The 17,271-nt window shown below is 62.9% G+C and carries 15 protein-coding genes; 9 read left to right on the top strand and 6 right to left on the bottom strand.

Features of this window, described 5'->3' with window-relative positions:
* Positions 1-12 precede the first annotated feature (12 nt).
* Positions 13-1,608 (top strand): DHA2 family efflux MFS transporter permease subunit, encoded by a 1,596-nt coding sequence (locus tag U873_RS0111965; protein ID WP_025128490.1) that lies wholly within the window; start codon positions 13-15, stop codon positions 1,606-1,608.
* Positions 1,609-1,634: 26 nt separating this feature from the next.
* Here the strand turns inward: U873_RS0111965 and U873_RS0111960 are convergent, their stop codons facing one another.
* Positions 1,635-2,681 carry a GlxA family transcriptional regulator gene (locus U873_RS0111960; protein WP_256244331.1) on the bottom strand — a complete coding sequence of 349 codons (1,047 nt, stop codon included), beginning with the start codon at positions 2,679-2,681 and terminating at the stop codon, positions 1,635-1,637.
* Positions 2,682-2,970: 289 nt separating this feature from the next.
* On the opposite strand from U873_RS0111960, the gene U873_RS0111950 reads away from it, so the two are divergent.
* The 8 genes from U873_RS0111950 to lpdA are packed head-to-tail and all read left to right on the top strand — an operon-like array spanning position 2,971 to position 11,749.
* On the top strand, positions 2,971-4,839 hold the full coding sequence (locus tag U873_RS0111950) for a fatty acyl-AMP ligase (RefSeq protein ID WP_081818644.1): 1,869 nt from the start codon (positions 2,971-2,973) through the stop codon (positions 4,837-4,839).
* A complete protein-coding gene (locus tag U873_RS0111945) occupies positions 4,836-5,744 on the top strand; it encodes an acyl-CoA desaturase (RefSeq protein ID WP_025128487.1) in 909 nt (302 codons plus the stop codon). Before U873_RS0111950 ends, U873_RS0111945 begins: the two co-directional genes overlap by 4 nt.
* A gap of 31 nt (positions 5,745-5,775) precedes the next feature.
* The gene (locus U873_RS0111940) at positions 5,776-6,729 is read left to right on the top strand and encodes an acyl-CoA desaturase (protein ID WP_025128486.1); all 954 of its coding nucleotides are present in this window, start codon (positions 5,776-5,778) and stop codon (positions 6,727-6,729) included.
* A 51-nt stretch (positions 6,730-6,780) separates the two neighbouring features.
* Entirely contained in the window at positions 6,781-7,101 is a 321-nt protein-coding gene (locus tag U873_RS0111935) for an acyl carrier protein (RefSeq protein ID WP_025128485.1), read from the top strand.
* 18 nt (positions 7,102-7,119) lie between these two features.
* Positions 7,120-9,099: an alpha/beta fold hydrolase gene (locus tag U873_RS0111930; RefSeq protein ID WP_029978351.1), complete on the top strand. Its 1,980-nt coding sequence runs from the start codon at positions 7,120-7,122 to the stop codon at positions 9,097-9,099.
* Positions 9,100-9,136: 37 nt separating this feature from the next.
* Complete coding sequence (locus tag U873_RS34315) at positions 9,137-9,334, top strand: rubredoxin (protein ID WP_025128484.1); 198 nt, start codon at positions 9,137-9,139, stop codon at positions 9,332-9,334.
* Positions 9,335-9,371: 37 nt separating this feature from the next.
* Positions 9,372-10,298: an alpha/beta hydrolase gene (locus U873_RS0111920; protein WP_177330263.1), complete on the top strand. Its 927-nt coding sequence runs from the start codon at positions 9,372-9,374 to the stop codon at positions 10,296-10,298.
* Entirely contained in the window at positions 10,295-11,749 is a 1,455-nt protein-coding gene (gene lpdA, locus U873_RS0111915) for a dihydrolipoyl dehydrogenase (protein ID WP_025128482.1), read from the top strand. Before U873_RS0111920 ends, lpdA begins: the two co-directional genes overlap by 4 nt.
* Positions 11,750-11,808: 59 nt before the next feature.
* Here the strand turns inward: lpdA and tauD are convergent, their stop codons facing one another.
* The 5 genes from tauD to gshA form a co-directional block, all read right to left on the bottom strand.
* A complete protein-coding gene (gene tauD / locus U873_RS0111910; protein WP_025128481.1) occupies positions 11,809-12,648 on the bottom strand; it encodes a taurine dioxygenase in 840 nt (279 codons plus the stop codon).
* Between the two features lie 88 nt (positions 12,649-12,736).
* Positions 12,737-13,576, bottom strand: coding sequence for a taurine ABC transporter permease TauC (gene tauC, locus U873_RS0111905; RefSeq protein WP_025128480.1), 840 nt, complete (start codon positions 13,574-13,576; stop codon positions 12,737-12,739).
* Positions 13,573-14,367: a taurine ABC transporter ATP-binding subunit gene (gene tauB / locus U873_RS0111900; RefSeq protein WP_025128479.1), complete on the bottom strand. Its 795-nt coding sequence runs from the start codon at positions 14,365-14,367 to the stop codon at positions 13,573-13,575. The genes tauC and tauB overlap by 4 nt, the downstream gene beginning before the upstream one ends.
* A gap of 27 nt (positions 14,368-14,394) precedes the next feature.
* Positions 14,395-15,372 carry a taurine ABC transporter substrate-binding protein gene (gene tauA, locus U873_RS0111895; protein WP_025128478.1) on the bottom strand — a complete coding sequence of 326 codons (978 nt, stop codon included), beginning with the start codon at positions 15,370-15,372 and terminating at the stop codon, positions 14,395-14,397.
* A 173-nt stretch (positions 15,373-15,545) separates the two neighbouring features.
* Positions 15,546-17,129: a glutamate--cysteine ligase gene (gene gshA / locus U873_RS0111890; RefSeq protein WP_025128477.1), complete on the bottom strand. Its 1,584-nt coding sequence runs from the start codon at positions 17,127-17,129 to the stop codon at positions 15,546-15,548.
* Between the last annotated feature and the right edge of the window lie 142 nt (positions 17,130-17,271).

Genomic DNA, 17,271 nt, shown 5'->3' with positions numbered 1-17,271 from the left:
GAAGTACCTACCGTGACGACAAGCGCATCTGACCTCCCTGACGTGGGCGCCGAGCCTGGTCAACAGTCCACCCGCCGCAAGTTTCTGGTGTTCACGATCATGGCCTTTGGCATGTTCATGGCGTTGATCGACATCCAGATCGTTGCCGCCTCGCTCAATGAAGTTCAGGCCGGACTCAGTGCCGGTCCCGATGAGGTGAGCTGGGTGCAGACCGCCTACCTGATCGCTGAACTGATCATGATTCCCTTCTCGGCCTTCCTCGCCCAGGCGATTTCCACCCGCTGGCTGTTCTCTGCCAGCGCGGCATTCTTCACCTTGTTCAGCATTGGCTGCGGAATGGCCTGGAACATCGAATCGATGATCGTGCTGCGGGCGCTGCAGGGCTTTGCCGGAGGCGCCATGGTGCCTACGGTGTTTGCCGTGGGGTTCGTCCTGTTCGAAGGCAAGCAACGGGCGATGGTCCCGGCCATCCTTGGCATGACGGCGGTGCTGGCGCCGACCCTGGGCCCCACGGTCGGCGGGCTGGTGACCTTCTACCTGGACTGGCGCTGGATCTTCTTCATCAACGTGTTGCCTGGCCTGCTGATCTGCATTGGCTCGGCCTTGCTGATCAATGTGGATCGCCCGGATCTGTCCATGTTGCGGCGTATCGACTGGCTGCATTTCGTCGCCATGGCGCTGGCGCTGGGATGCTTTGAATACGTGTTGGAGGAGGGGCCGCGCAAGGACTGGTTCAGTGACACCGGGATAGTCATTGCGGCCTGGGTTTCCCTGGTTTCCTTCGGTTTGTTTATCGAGCGCTCGTTGTATTCGAACAATCCGGTCGTGTCGCTGGTGCCGTTTCGCGACCGGACCTTTTCCATTGCCTGCCTGTTGAACCTGGTGATCGGCTTTGGCCTTTATTCGTCGACCTACCTGATCCCGGTATTTCTCGGCCGGGTGCGTGGCTTCGACAGCCTGGAGATTGGCACGACGGTATTTGTCGTGGGTATCGGGCAACTGGTCAGTACCATTATTGCGGCCCGGGCTTCGGAGAAAGTTGATCGACGCCTGATCATCTCGGTGGGCTTCCTCGGGCTGGCCATGAGCCTATGGCTGACGTCCCGGGTGACCTCCAACTGGGGCTTCGATGAACTGCTGGTGCCCCAGGTGGCCCGCGGCCTGTTCCTGATGCTGTGCATCGTGCCCAGCGTCAACATGGCCCTGAGTTCATTCCAGGGTGTGCAGTTGCGCCAGGCCTCCGGGCTGTTCAACCTGATGCGCAACCTGGGCGGGGCGATCGGTATTGCGACGGTCAACACCTGGCTGCAGGACGATGCCCGGACCCAGACCCTGCGCTTGTCGGAATCACTGGGGGCCAAGGCCGTTGCCGCGCAGGAACTGATGGGGCAACTGGCCCTGAAGATCGCCGCCGATACCCCGGACGCCACCCATGCGTTCCTCATGGCCCAGGGCATTCTTGGCCGGCTGGTAGGGCGCGAGGCCCTGACACTGGCGTTTGGCGATGTGTTCCGGCTGATGGCGATGATGTTCGTGGTGGCGTTGCTGCTGGTGCCGCTGTGCAAGGTGCCCCCGGCCACAGCGGATGCAGCCGAGGAGGAAAAGTGAGCGCCCAGGTTCCCGGCATCGGGCGCCTACATGATCGGTGGCCCGGACCTGGCCTTGCGCAGTTGGCTGGGAGTGCAGCCCATGTTTTTCCACATCAGCCGGCGTAACGCCGTCGAGTCGGAGTAGCCCACTTTGAAGGCAACTTCTTCAATGCTCATATTGGTGGTTTCCAACAAGCTTTGAACATGTTGCAGGCGAACTTTTTGAATAAAGGCCATGGGTGGTTTACCCGTGGCGCTGCGAATTCTGCGAGATAAGGTTTTCTCGGTAATCCGCAAATGTTCGGCAATGATGCTGAGCGAGGGGACGTTGGGCAGGCAGTCTTCGATAAACTTCTCGAGCATCAGGACTTCACGGTTTTCTGTCTGCAAGTTGGATAGAGCCATGTAATGATATTGCGCAGGCCGACCATCTATCAGCAGATACTGCATGGTCATTTCAGCAATTTGATTGCCCATCTTATTGCGCAGTACATAGAGCATCAGGTCCATCTGAGACATACCTGCGCCCGCAGTAATCATATTCCCGTCATGAATAAGCATACGCTTTGTGTCGAGTATGGCCTCGGGATAGCGCTGCTTGAAAGTGTCATATAGCTGCCAATGGGTAGTGACGGTCCGCCCCTCCAGGATCCCCGCCTCGCCGAGCACGAAAACCGCTGAGCAGGAGGCGGCGGTCTGTTGCCCGCGCAGGTGGTGTGCGTGGACCAGACTGCTGAGTTTGCGAATATCGTTATGCCCGAGCCGGGTGACCAGTTCTGTCGACAAGCTCAGCCCCGGCTGCCTTTTTTCCCGACGACAACCAAAGAAATCCAGCTCCTGAGTGTTCTCCAGCCCAAGCCCCGGGATGACCAGCATGCTGCCTTCGATGGCCTGCGCCCGCTCCAGTGGCAGCGCATCAAGGTGCATGCCGTTTCTCATGCGCACCGATTCACTGCTGCCAATGATCTTCCAGGTGATGGTGGGTCGCCCCATGACTTCGGCGATCTGGTTGGCGGTACGCAACACATCCAGGGTGATCGCGACACTCGACCCCATGGCGCCTTCCAGTGCGATAAGCGTGAGCACATCCATGTCCATTTTCTCCCTGTAAGTGTCCATTTGTGCATTAGCAAAATATACAAGCCGGTGGCAGACTTCTCAACGCATCCAGATTTCACTTTCGCTGCCCACTACATCTCCTGTGGGACATAAAAATATGCATTCATCAAGTGAATGCGTTGCTCTGTCAGTAAAATGACATCTTTAATACTGCCCAGTAAAAAGTCCCCCTTCATTGGGGAGTTTGTTCGGTTCCTTAGTGCAAAAAATAATAAACGACCATTAGGTCAGCATATGGATCTCCATTTAAAAAGGATTTTGAATGAACTACTCCGTGCCTCGCGCTTATCTAAGCGACATTAATCAAGCTTTCTCGACACATACATCAGTTGATGATCTGTCGCTGGCCGGGATTCTTGGTATCGAATGTTTAAGTACTGTTACCGAAGTACTGGCCTATCGTGCCTGGGCGCAACCTGAGGCCACGGCCTTTATCCACCTGCTCGATGGCGAGCAGGAAGAGGCCTCGATCACGTACGCCGAACTGTGGAAGCGTAGTCAACAATTGGCCGCTGCGCTGCAGATCTTCGAGCCCCGGGAAAAACGGGTGCTGATGCTGTTCGAGACGGGTATCGACTACATCGTTTCGCTCTTCGGCCTGCTTCTCGCCGGCGCGGTGGCGATTCCGGCCTTCCCGCCCGTGGGCACCCGGGGCCTGGAGCGCCTGGCGCTGATCTGTGCCGATGCGCACCCGCAGATTGTGCTTACCGGCGCGCGTTTCATGCGCTCCCGGGAGCGGGTCAACGCCTTGCTGCAAGGCGGCCTGCCCGAACCACAGTGGGTCGACCCGGAGCAACTGGGGGCCGGGGATTCATCCTGGCAGGCACAGGGTGTCACCCCCGGCCAGTTGGCCCTGTTGCAATACACCTCGGGTTCCACTTCGGCCCCCAAGGGCGTGATGCTGACCCATGGCAACCTGTTCAGCAATTGCCGCAGTGCCAGCCAATGGATGGGCGCAGCCAAGGATCGCGTGGGTTGCAGCTGGCTGCCGCCCTATCACGACATGGGCCTGATGGGCGGGATTCTGCAGCCGATCTACGATGCATTTCCCACCGTGCTCATCAGCCCCGGGCATTTTGTCCAGCGGCCACTGCGTTGGCTGGACGCGGTGTCCAGGTATGGCGCCGACGTCACCATCGCGCCGAACTTCGCCTTCGACCTGTGTGTGGACAACATCACCGATGAGGAGTTGGCAGCCCTAGACCTGAGCCGGCTCAAGGCGGTCTATTGCGGGGCCGAACCGGTCCGGCCAAGCACCCTGGAGCGCTTCGCCAAGCGTTTTGCCGCGGCCGGTTTCAACCCCGCGGCCCTCGGCCCCTGCTACGGGCTGGCCGAAGCCACAGTGCTGGTGTCCGGCAAGCCCCATGACGAAGCGGCATTCAGCACCCAGGTGGATCGGCAGCAGCTCGCCACCGGCACCCTGGCCATCGTCGATGCACAAGACAGCTTCGCACTGCCGCTGGTCAGCAGCGGGCGGGTGGCTCCGGGCCTGCGCCTGGCGATTGTCGACCCCGCCAGTCTGCAACCGCTCGCCGATGGCCAGATCGGCGAGATCTGGGTCCAGGGAGGCAATGTGGGGGCTGGCTACTGGGGCAAGGAAACGCTGAGCGAGCAGGTGTTCCGCGCCACTTTGCCGGGCATCGATGGGCACTTCATGCGCACAGGTGATCTGGGCACCTTGTATCGGGGCGAGCTGTTTGTCACGGGCCGCCTCAAGGACCTGATCATCATCGCCGGACGCAACCTCTATCCCCAGGACCTGGAGCTGGCGGTCGAAAGCGCCGATCCGCGTATCCGCAGCAACGGCTGCGTGGCGGTGGGCGTGGATAACGGCCAGCAGGAGCAGTTGGCGATCGTGGCCGAGATCAAGCGCAGCGAAAAGCTCGATGACGCCCAGCAGGAACAACTGCGCCAACTGATCACCAGCACCCTGGTCAGCCAGTTCGGCGTTGCCCCGGCCCGCATTCACCTGGCGCCCATGGGCGGCATCCCCTTGACCACCAGCGGCAAGGTCCAGCGCCAGGCCACTCGGCAGGCCCTGCTCAACGACAGCCTGTCGCGCTATGGCGCCGGACGTGCGGCTGCGGCCTCGGCACACCCCCTTAAAACTGCTACGGATGCTTTGTCATGACGGCCATGAATCCTCATATCGATCGCACGGGTCATCGCGAGCGCCAGCTGGCCTGGCTGACCGTGGGTGTCCCGGCAGTGGGCACCCTGGTGGCCCTGGTTCTGGCCTGGCACCAGGGCATTGGCTGGCTGGAAATCGGAGCGCTGGCCAGCATGTACCTGCTGACCGCGCTGGGCGTGGAAGTCGGGATGCACCGATTCTTCTCCCATCACGCATTCAAGGCCGGCCCGGTGATCACCGCGTTCTTCGGCATCGCCGGTTCGATGGCGGCCCAGGGGCCGATCCTGTTCTGGGCTGCGACCCACCGCCAGCACCACGCCTTTACCGACAAGGAAGGCGACCCCCATTCGCCGCGCCCCCTCAAAGAGGGGCTCGTCGCCAATCTCCAGGGCTGGTGGCACGCTCACCTGGGTTGGCTGTTCAGCCTGAGAAAGCAGAACTGGAGCCAGTTTGTTCCGGATCTGCTGCGTGATCGCCTGATCATGCAGATCAACCAGCGCTACTACCTGTGGATCATCCTCGGCCTGCTGATCCCGGCGCTGGCCTGCGGGCTGATTACCCGCAGTTGGGAGGGAGCGCTCAGTGGCCTGCTGTGGGGCGGCTTCGTGCGGATCTTCCTGGTGGACCACGCCACCTGGTGCATCAACTCGTTCGCCCATCGCACCGGCTCCCGTGACCACAAGACCCGAGATACCAGCCGCAATGTGTTCTGGCTGGCGATTCCAACGGTGGGCGGGGGCTGGCACAACAACCACCATGCCTTCCCGGCGCTGGCCCATGCCGGCCTCAAACCCTGGCAGCTGGATATCGGTGGGTTGTTCATCGAACTGCTCGCCCTCTGCGGGCTGGTCTGGGACGTCAAGCGGCCCGGCTCGCCGGTGGCTGCAGAACCTTCAGAAAGCTGATGGCCGGTACTTACCTCACAGGAAGCTATTCATGGACGAGATAGTCACAACCACAGCGGCTCCAGAGATCGGCGGGATTGCCCAGCTGAGTCCGGATGCGGCGAAGACCAAGGCCCGGGTGGCACTGGCGGTGATGCTGGTGCCGCTGTTCGGGGCCTTCGAGGCAATCCGCCTCTGGGTGACCGGCCAGGCCCATGCCCTGGATTTCATCCTCTTCGGGGTGTTCTACGTGATCCAGATGTTCGGGGTCTCGATGGGTTACCACCGCTACCTGGCCCATCGCGCCTTCAAGACCTCGCGGCTGATGAGCAGCCTGATGCTGATCGCCGGTTCGATGGCAGCCCAGGGACCGATCCTGTTCTGGGTCACCACCCATCGCCGGCACCACACCTACAGCGACCAGCACGGCGATCCGCATTCGCCGAACCTGATGGGACAGAGCCGCTGGCAGCGGGCCAAGGGCCTGTGGCATGCGCACATGCCGTGGATGCTGGCACCGGACATGTCGAGCTGGAACTTCTTTGCACCGGACATCCTGCGTGACCGTCGCCTGTTCTTCTACAACCAGACCTACCTGTTCTGGGTGGCGCTGGGGGTGATCCTGCCGGGCGTGATCGGCGGCCTGGTCACCCAGAGCTGGTCCGGTGCCTGGAGCGGCCTGATCTTCGGTGGCCTGGCGCGGATCTTCGTCGCCAACCAGGCCGCCTGGTGCGTGGGTTCCATCTGCCACCGCTACGGCGGACGGCCGTTCGTGACCCACGACCAGAGCACCAACAACTGGCTTATCGCGTTCCTCACCTTTGGTGAAGGGCTGCAAAACAATCACCACGCATTCCCTGCCTGGTACCGGCATGGCGTGCATTGGTGGGAGCCCGACTTGTCGGGCTGGACACTGGCGTTAATGGGCAAGCTGAGACTGGTCTCAGACCTGCGTTCACCCTCACAGGCAATGATCGACAAAGTCCGTAAGCGTCAGGCCTCCTGAACAGCGGGATCGTCTGATCGTGTTAACCACCCACTCATCAAGGAAGATCCTATGTCCAACTTCATTTCCAACCTGTTGAGCACCCTGAGTTTCTCCGAGAAAAAGCAGGCGGCGGTCGAGCTCAACGAAGACAGCATCAAGCACTGGCTGGTACAGAAAATGGGCGCTCTGCTGAAGATCGATCCTTCCCAGGTCGATACCGCCCGCAGCTTCGAGTCCTACGGTCTGGACTCGCTGGTGGCAGTGAAAGTGGCGGGCGACCTGGAGAAGTTCATGGAGCAGCGCCTGTCGCCGGCCCTGCTGTTCGAATACTCCAGCATCGATGATTTGTCCAAATACCTGGCCAATGAACTGACCCCATCCGAAGTTTGATTTCGCAGGAGCTTGGCCATGGCCTTATTACAGATGCCCACGCAAAAAACGGATAAATTCAACGACCTGCTCCGACGTTCAGGGGAGATTGAAGGCTTGCGTCTGACCGACGCGATCCCCAAGCACCTGTACCAGCCCCGGGTATGGCGCGGGATGCTCAGCTTCATCGTCAGCTACGCGCTCTACATCGGCGCGGTGGTGGCGGTTGCCCATGTGCACTGGATGTTCTACCTGCCCCTGTGGCTGATTGCGGGCCTGGGTGGCTGGGGTCTGTTCTGCGTCGCCCACGATTGCGGGCACAACTCCTTTTCGCGCAATCGCAGCTTCAACCACATCCTCGGGCATATCGCCTTGCTGCCGTTGCTGTACCCGTTCCATGGCTGGCGCCACATGCACAACATGCACCACGCCAACACCAACAACCTGGAAATGGACGTCGACTGGCGCCCGGTACTGCGGGTGCAATACGACGCCATGTCCTGGTGGGACAAGCTGGTCTACAGCAGCACCCGCACCTGGCTGTTCTGGCTGGGCACGGTCAACTACCAGCGTCACTCGGGTTTTCGCCCGTCGATGTTCCACAAGCTCGAAGCGCGCAACGAAGTCCGTCGCTCGATCCTGTTCATGGCCGTCGCCGCGCTGATCTACCTGCCGACCCTGGTCTACTTCACCGGCTTCACCGGCCTGTTCCTGTACTTCATCGCGCCATGGCTGGCGATCCATGCCTGGTTCAGCCTGACCACGATGATGCACCACATCAGCGACGAGACGCCGTTCCTGACCAAGGAGCACTGGAGTTTCAACAGCAGCCGGCTGCTGCTCACCACCGACTACATGTACCCCAAGTGGTTGCTGTTCCTGACCCACTACATCTCGGTGCACACCGCGCACCACGTGGCGCCGATCATTCCCCACTACAACCTGCCCGAAGCCCAGGCCGCGTTGAAGACCGCCTTTCCCGGCATGGTCCGGGAGAAGCCCCTGACCGTGAAGGACGTGTGGCATGTGACGCGCAACTGCCACCTGTACGATCCGGTCAACGGCTTCTACGAGTCCTTTGACCGGCCGGCCCAGGCCGCCGGGGGCCAGACGACTCCGGGCGCCAGCACGTCCAGTGGTCCGTTGAGCATCAAGCAGCAGGCGCTGCGCAGCTACATGAGCGTACTGGGCTCGATCTCTCCGGGCAGCGCCGGTGCCAAGGCCACCGACCTGTTCGGCTATACCCGGGAATACATCAAGCAGCCGGACAAGGAAATGAGTCCCCTGGGCGCCCAGCGCTTCCATATCAAGGGTGTTCCCGGGGTTCCCCATGGCTATCAGTGGGGCAGCGGCGATCAGACCATTCTCCTGGTCCATGGCTGGGGCGCGGACAGTCGCAGCCTGTATTCCTTCACTCGCATCCTGCAGCGCCAGGGCTTCAAGGTCGCCACCTTCGATGCGCCAGCCCACGGCATCTCGCCGGGCTCCCTGAGCACCATGACCGAGTTCAAGGACGCGGTGAAGGCGGCGATCGTTGCCCTGGGTGATGTGGTCGGGGTGGTCGCTCATTCCCTGGGGGGGATCGCCGCCACCGGTGCCCTGGCCGAGCTGGCCGAGACCCATCCGGTCAAGGCCCTGTGCCTGCTGGGGTCGCCGGCCAATCTGCCAGTGGTGATCGATCGCTGGGCCAACGGTTACCTGAAGCTCAAGCCGGCGGTAGTCCAGGCCATGCACCGCGAGTTGTGGAAACGCAACGGCGTACCGGTGCAGCACTGGGACATTCCGGCGCTGGGCAATGCCCTGCAACTGCCGACCCTGGTGCTGCATGACCTCAACGACCCGATCGTGCCGTTCTGCGAAGCACAGCAGATCACCACGCTGATGCCCTGGGCGAAGCTGGAACCGGTGTCCGGGCTCGGGCACGTGCGGATCCTCTCCGATGCCGCGGTGCTGGAGCAGGTGGCGCAGTTCCTCGCCGAGCACATCAAGGTGGCCGAAGTGGCCCAGGTCAGGGCATGAAAGTGCCCCACAACCCTTGGATGATGGTTAACCACCCATGACGAGCTATGCAGGAAGTGCCGTGGCCGAATCCGGCCTGTGGATGTGCCTGATCTGCGGCTGGATCTACGACCAGCGGCTGGGCGACCCGGACTCGGGGGTGCCTCCGGGCACCGCCTGGGATGACATTGCCGAGGACTGGACCTGTCCGGAGTGCGGCGTGAGCAAGTTGGACTTCAACATGGTGAAGCTGTAACCCAGCGCTTGAAATCTGTAGTCGATGAGGAAGGAAGATGGCGACCCAAGAGCAACCGTCGGTACCCACCAAGGGCCGGCGCCGCAGCTTCAAAAAAATGCTCTTCAAGGGCATTTATCAAGGGGTTCTGGGAGCGTTGCGTTGCAGCTTCTGGATTGAGTCGCGGCTGCTTCCTCAGCGGGCTGCGCAGCGGGCGCTGAAGATGTTCACCACACCGCAACGGCTGCGCCAGCATTTCCCGCTGACGCTGCCCAGCGCCACGGTGCAGGACCTGGAAACCGACGAAGGGCGGCTGCGCTGCTTTCGCTGGACACCGCCGCAGGCTCGGCGCCGAGTGGTGCTGGTGCACGGCTGGAGTGGCGCCAGCACCCAGTGGCAGTACCTGATCGCGCTGTTGCTGGAGCAGGGCTGCGAAGTGCTTTCCTTCGACTGCATCGGCCATGGCGGCAGCGGTGGTCGGCAGGCGTCGTTGCCGACCTTCGTCAGCATGCTCGACCAGGTGCAGAAGCAACTGGGCCCTTTCGACACGGTGATCGGCCATTCCCTCGGGGGGGCGGCGGCCGGTTATGCCTTGAGCACCGACGTCGGCAAGGGTTTCCAGCGAGCGGTGCTGGTGGCGGCGCCGGCCGACATCGAAAACGTGGTCCGGCGTTTCGCGGCATTTCTGTGGATCAATGATGACGTCAGGCAACGCATGCAACTTCTGGTTGAGCAACGCTATCAGAAGGACATGCGCAGCCTGGCGGTCAGCCGTTATGGGCGCCAGGTGGACGTTCCGGTGCTGTTGGTGCATGACCAGCAGGACCAGGAAATTCCGGCGGATGATCTGCAATCCTTCGCTGAAGGGTTGCGCCACCGGCAGGTCCTGCAAACCCGCGGGCTTGGCCATCTGAAAATTCTCAGGGACAGCGCGACCATGACGGCCGTGGTCGATTTTGTCTGTGCAAAGGAAGGCAACGCATGAGTGAAAGTTACGATGTGATCGTTATCGGCGCCGGCCCCGGCGGCTATGTCGCCGCGATCCGGGCTGCGCAACTGGGACTGAAGACGGTCTGTATCGAGCGCTACAAGGGCAAGGACGGAAAAACCGCCCTGGGTGGCACCTGCCTCAACGTCGGCTGCATCCCGTCCAAGGCACTGCTGGACAGCTCTCACCACTATTACGAGGCGCGCAACGGTTTCGAAGTGCACGGCATCGGCATCAGCAATCCGCAAATGGACGTGCCGGCGATGCTGGCGCGCAAGGACAACGTGGTGCGCAACTTCAACGGCGGCATTGCCTCGCTGTTCAAGGCCAACGGCGTGGCCCTGCTGGAAGGTCACGGCAAGCTGCTGGCCAACAAGGCAGTGGAGGTCACCGCGGCCGATGGCAGCACCCAGCGCATCAGCGCCACCAGCATCATCCTCGCCCCCGGCTCACGGCCCATCGATATCGCTGCCGCGCCGCTGACCGGCGAGGTGATTGTCGATTCCACCGGGGCCCTGGAATTCACCCAGGTGCCCAAGCGCCTCGGGGTGATCGGCGCCGGCGTCATTGGCCTGGAACTGGGCTCGGTCTGGGCTCGACTGGGCGCGGAAGTCACCGTGCTGGAGGCCCTCGACAGCTTCCTTCCGGCGGTGGACGTGCAGATCGCCAAGGAGGCACAGAAAATCCTCGGCAAGCAGGGCCTGGATATCCGTCTCGGGGCGCGGGTCACCGCCTCCGAAGTGCAGGGTGACAGCGTCAAGGTCAGCCTCAGCGAGGCGGGCGAGGACAAGCAGCAGACCTTCGACCGACTGATCGTCGCCGTCGGTCGTCGGCCCCTGACCACCGACCTGCTGGCCGCCGACAGTGGCGTGCAGCTGGACGAGCGGGGCTTCATTCACGTCGACGGCCAATGCCGTACCAGCGTCCCCGGGGTGTTCGCCATTGGCGACGTGGTCCGCGGCCCGATGCTGGCCCACAAGGCCTCGGAAGAAGGGGTGATGGTGGCCGAGAGTATTGCCGGGCATCACCACCCGCTCAATTACGAGCTGATCCCCTCGGTGATCTACACCCACCCGGAAATCGCCTGGGTCGGCCAGACCGAGCAGGCTCTGAAGGCCGAGGGTGTCGAGCTGAACATCGGCACCTTCCCGTTCGCTGCCAGCAGCCGGGCCATGGCGGCCAACGACACCGCCGGGCTGGTCAAGGTGATTGCCGATGCCAGGACCGACCGGGTACTGGGCGTGCACGTGATCGGGCCGGGTGCGGCGGAGCTGGTCCAGGAAGGGGCCATCGGCATGGAGTTCGGCACCAGCGCCGAAGACCTGGGGATGATGGTGTTCTCCCACCCGACCCTGTCCGAAGCCCTGCATGAGGCGGCATTGGCGGTGAATGGCCAGGCGATCCATATCGGCAACCGCAAGAAAAGACCCGCGGCCAGCCTCAAGTAGTCAGCCCGCCCGGCCCCGCTCATTCAGCGGGGCCGGGCACTGTTGCATGCCCTCGCGCTTCAGCGAAAGAACGGCACATCCCCAAGAATGGTTGCGCGCTGCATCACCCGGCGCTGTGGGCGGTAATCGTCCACCGCATAGTGCTGGGTCACGCGGTTGTCCCAGAAGGCCACGTCGTTTTCCTGCCAGCGCCAGCGGATGGTGAACTCCGGGCGGGTGGCGTGGGCGAACAGCAGCTTGAGGATGGCCTCGCTTTCACTCTCCGACAGTTCGTTGATCCTGGTGGTGAAGCCGTCATTGACGAACAGCGACTTGCGTCCGCTCACCGGGTGGGTGCGGATCACCGGGTGCGACAGCGGCGGGTTGTTGCGCCGGGTTTGCTCCCAGCGTGCCAGGTCCTCCGGGGTGTTGCCGAAGCGCTCGAGGGGGAAGGACTTGATGAACTCGTGGGTGGCAGTCAGGCCCTGCAGCAGGTTGCGCATCGGCTCCGACAGCGCTTCGTAGGCGGCGATGCCACTGGCCCACAGGGTATCGCCGCCAAACTCCGGCAGCAGCTTGGCGCTGAGCACCGCGCCCAGGGCCGGAGTCGGCAGGAAGGTCACGTCGGTGTGCCAGATGGCGTTGTCGCGCACGTCGGTTTCGGCGGTATCGAGGATCAGCACTTCCGGCTGTTCCGGCACGTTGGGGTAGATCGGGTGAATGTGCAGGTCACCGAAGTTGGCGGCGAAGCGCGCCTGCTGCTGCGGGGTGATCGGCTGGTCGCGGAAGAACAGCACCTGATGCTTGAGCAGCGCCTGCTCGATGGCGTCACGCAATTCGACGCTCAATGGCTGGCTGATGTCGACGCCACTGATCTGGGCGCCGAGGGCGGAGCTTAAGGGGGTGATGGTCAGGCTCATGGTCATTCTCATGTTCGCGGACGGGTAGGAGCCGGCCGAGCGACGGCGGGCCTCTTCGCTGGCAAGCCAGCTCCTACACAGATCGGGGTCAGTGGCTTTGGCCGTGCCAGGGCACCAGCTTGCGTTGCAGGGCGCGCAGGCCCATCTCCATGGCGAAGGCGATCAGGGCAATCACCAATATCCCCAGCACCACCACATCGGTGACCAGGAACTGCGCGGCGGACTGCACCATGAACCCCAGGCCGCTGGTGGCGGCAATCAGTTCTGCGGCCACCAGGGTCGACCAGCCCACGCCCAGGCCGATGCGCACCCCGGTGAGGATGTCCGGCAGGGCGCTGGGCAGGATCACGTGGCGAATCAGCTGGGCCCGGGTGGCGCCCAGGGACTGCGCAGCCCGGAGCTTGGCCGGGTCCACGGTGCGCACGCCGGTGGCGGTGGCGATGGCAATCGGGGCGAAGATCGCCAGGTAGATCAGCAGCACCTTGGACAGTTCGCCGATGCCGCACCAGATGACGATCAGCGGCAGATAGGCCAGGGGCGGAATCGGCCGGTAGAACTCGATCAGCGGGTCGAGCACGCCACGGGCGATACGGTTGGCGCCGATGGCGATGCCCACCGGGATCGCCGTCAGCACGGCAAACCCCAGGGCCAGGCCGATGCGCTCAAGGCTTGCCGCCAGGTGCTGCCAGAGGGTGGAATCCATGTAGCCGCTGGTGCCCAGCAACCAGGCCTTTTGCAGCACCGCTGAAGGGGGCGGCAAGAACAGCGGTTCGATCAGGCCGCTGGCGGTGACCGCCCACCACAGGGCCAGCAGGGTGACCAGGGTCAGCATGCTGATCCAGCGGGTACTCAGGCGGCGGCGCGCGGGCAATGGCGATTTCGGCTTGGTATCGCCGGTCGCGGTGGCGGGAATCTCGTAGCTGCTCATGGGCGCTCCTGCTGCTGGGTGGCGCTGCGTTGGGAGAACACCCGGGACAGCACGTGTTCGCGGGTTTCGATGAACAGCGGGTCGGACTTGATCGCCCGCGCCGATTCACCGGCGGCGTAGCGTTGGCCGAAGTCCAGGTTCAGGCGTTCGACGATCTGCCCCGGGTTGGGCGCCAGGAGGATCAGGTCGGTGGCCAGGAACACCGCTTCCTCGATGTCGTGGGTAATCAGGAACACCGGCTTGGCGGTGCGCCGCCAGACTTGCAGCAGCAGCTCCTGCATCTGTTCACGGGTGAAGGCATCCAGGGCGCCAAAGGGTTCGTCCATCAGCAGCACTCGCGGGTCGGCCGCCAGGGCGCGGGCCAGGCCTACGCGCTGTTTCTGGCCACCGGAAAGCTGCCAGATGCGGCGCTTGTCGAAGCCGGCCAGGTCCACCAGGGCGAGCATCTCCCGAGCCCTGGCTTCGCGTTTGTCCCGGGCCACGCCGGCCAGTTCCAGGCCGAAGGCGACGTTGCCCAGCACATCCTGCCAGGGCAGCAGGGCGTCGTCCTGGAACACTACGCCGCGCTCGGCGCTGGGGCCCTGCACCGGTACGCCATCGAGCTGGATGCGCCCGGCGCTGGGTTCGACGAAGCCGGCAATCAGGTTCAGCAGCGAGGTCTTGCCGCTGCCGGAAGGGCCCAGGGCGACCAGCAGTTGCTGTGGCCCCAGGGTCAGGGAAATATCCGCCAGCACCGGTTCGGCGGCGCCGGGGTACTGTGCGCTGATGCGCTCCAGTTGTAGCAAGGCCATGACGGCTATCTCCTGTCCTGACGCGGGTTATTCACTGATGAACTTGGCGCTGACGTAGGGGGCGTAGTCCGGCAGCACCGCCTCGACCTTGCCTTGCTCCTTGAGGAACACCGCGGTGTCGGTGATGGCCTTGGTGGTCGGCGCACCGAGGCTGACGACTTGGTCGGCGGCCAGCGGGTAGACGTTGCCTTGCAGCAGCAGCGGGATGTCGCTGGCCTTGGCCCCGGAGAGCTTCACCAGCTTGTCGACGTTGCCCTGGTTGGCCAGCCAGGCTTGCGGGTCCTTGCGGTACTGGGCGTAGGCCTCCAGGGTCACCTTGGCGAAGGCGGTGACGATTTCCGGGTGCTTCTCGGCGAAGTCCTTGCGCACGATCCAGGCATCGAAGGTCGGCGCGCCGAACTTGGCCAGTTCACCGGAGGTGATCAGCACCTTGCCGTTTTCCTTGGCCACGCCCAGGGCCGGGTCCCAGACGTAGGTGGCATCGATATCGCCGCGTTTCCAGGCGGCGATGATCGCCGGTGGCGCGAGGTTGAGGATCTGTACTTTCGAGGGGTCGATGTTCCAGTGCTTCAGGGCGGCCAGCAGGCTGTAGTGGCCGGTGGAAACGAACGGCACGGCGATTTTCTTGCCGATCAGGTCCTGGGGGTTGTTGATCCCGGAGCCGTCCCGGGCCACCAGGGCTTCGGCGGCGCCGATCTGGGTGGCGATGAGAAAGGTCTGCACCGGCACCTTGCGGGTGATGGCGGCGGTCAGCGGGCTGGAGCCCAGGTAGCCGATCTGCACATCGCCGGAAGCGATGGCGGCGATGACGTCGGCACCGTTATCGAATTTGCGCCAGTTGATCTTGGCCTGGGTGGCTTTTTCGTAGCTGCCGTCGGCTTGCGCGACCTTGGCCGGGTCGACGGTGGTCTGGTAGGCGACAGTGACGTCGGCCGCCTGGGCAAAGAAACTCGCTGCAGCCAGGGACGCGGCCGCCAGGAGGCGAAGGGGGAAGTGCAGTTTCATGGGGTGCTCCTCATAGGCGGCCGGTGATCGGCGTGGGAGGAGACTAAATGATCTAAGAATGCAGAAATAAATAACTTATTTGCATTAGCTTATGAGGGGAATATGCAGCGTGCTGTTCGCCGGCAAGCCGGCTCCTACGGGATGGGGGTAGGAGCCGGCTGGCCGGCGAAGCGTCAGTTGCTGATGGCCAGGATGCTGGCCTGGTAGGCGCCGACGAAGACGTCGAAATCACCCACTTCGTTCTGCTCAAGCTCGGTCTGCTGCTCCAGGGATTTGCGCGCCGCTTCTTCGAAGGCGGTTTGCTCTTCCTTGCTCAGGGCCTGGCTGCGGAAGTATTCGGCATGGGCCTGGCTCTGGCGCAGGGAGAACTGGGTGAAGCTCTCCTTGTGCTCGCTCATGGCCGCCAGCACCTGGGCCGAAGGGGTCAGGGACGAATCCTTGACCTTGGCCAGTTGGGCGTCCAGGGCCTTGCTGTGCACGTCGCTGCCATGGCTCTGATCGAGCAGGGCGGCCAGTGGTGCGATCTGCTCCAGCAGTTCGGCAGCCCATTCCTTCATCTCTACCGGTTGGCCCTGGCGCTGCAGTTGCAGGCCCGGGCGCCGGCCTTCCTTGACCACGGCAAGGAAGTTCGAGGTGGCGTTGCCACATTCGTTGTTCTCGAACAACGGGCTGTCGTTGAGCGCGCAGTACAGCAGGAAGGCGTCGAGGAAGCGGGCTTCCTGGAGGTCGATGCCCAGGGGCAGGAAGGGGTTGATGTCCAGGCAGCGCACTTCGACGTACTGGATGCCCCGGGCCATCAGCGCCTGGATCGGCCGCTCGCCGGTGTAGGTCACGCGCTTGGGGCGAATGTTGGAGTAGTACTCGTTTTCGATCTGCAGGATGTTGGTGTTGAGCTGCACCCACTCGCCATCCTTGTGGGTGCCGACTTCCACGTAAGGTGCGTAAGGCGTGGCCACCGCCTTGCGCAAGCTGTCGGTGTAGCTGTTCAGGTCGTTGTAGCAAGGGGTCAGGCCGGCCTGGGCCTTGCTCTGGTAGCCCAGGTCGCTCATGCGCAAGCTGGTGGCGTAGGGCAGGTACAGGGTCTCGGCGTCCAGCTGTTCCAGCTGGTGCGAGCGGCCGCGCAGGAAGCCCGCGTCCAGGGCCGGCGAGGCGCCGAACAGGTACATCAGCAGCCAGCTGTAGCGGCGGAAGTTGCGGATCAGCGCAATGTAGGCCGAGGACTGGTAGTCACGGTCGCTGCCGACAAAGCCTTCGGCCTGCTTGAGCAGCGGCCAGAGCTGTTCCGGCAGGGAAAAGTTGTAGTGGATCCCGGCAATGCACTGCATGGTCTTGCCGTAGCGCAGGGCCAGGCCCTTGCGATAGACGTACTTGAGCTGGCCGATGTTGGAGGTGCCGTAGTAGGCAATCGGGATATCTTCCTCGGCCGGCAACGGGCACGGCATCGATGGACTCCACAGGTACTCGTTGCCGAGCTTGCTGTAGGCGAAGCGATGAATCTTGTCGAGGCTGGCCAGGGTATCCGCCGGGTCCTTGAGGGCCGGGGTGATGAACTCCAGCAGCGACTCGGAGTAGTCGGTGGTGATCTGTTCGTTGGTCAGCGCGGAACCCAGTTCTTCCGGGTGCGGGGTCTGTGCCAGGCGGCCTTCGCCGGTGACACGCAGGCATTCACGTTCGATGCCGTGCAGGCACTGCTCGAGCAGGGAGAGGTTAGCGCGCTCGCCGAGCAGGGCCAGGCGGCGGTTGAGAAGTTCGCTCAAGTTGGATTCCTTCACGCGTCAGTCGCCCCAATATGGGGGTGGGCAGGACGGTCTACAAGGGTGAAGTTGAAACTGGCGTTTTCGCCTTGTTTTTGAGTCAAGTCGACTCGCCTGGAAACGCCAACACTCCATCCTTGAATCT

The organism is Pseudomonas sp. PH1b (genome assembly GCF_000633395.1).
GTDB lineage: Bacteria > Pseudomonadota > Gammaproteobacteria > Pseudomonadales > Pseudomonadaceae > Aquipseudomonas.
The sequence above is the reverse complement of the archived record's forward strand: the minus strand, read 5'-3'. Positions and strand labels throughout refer to the sequence as shown.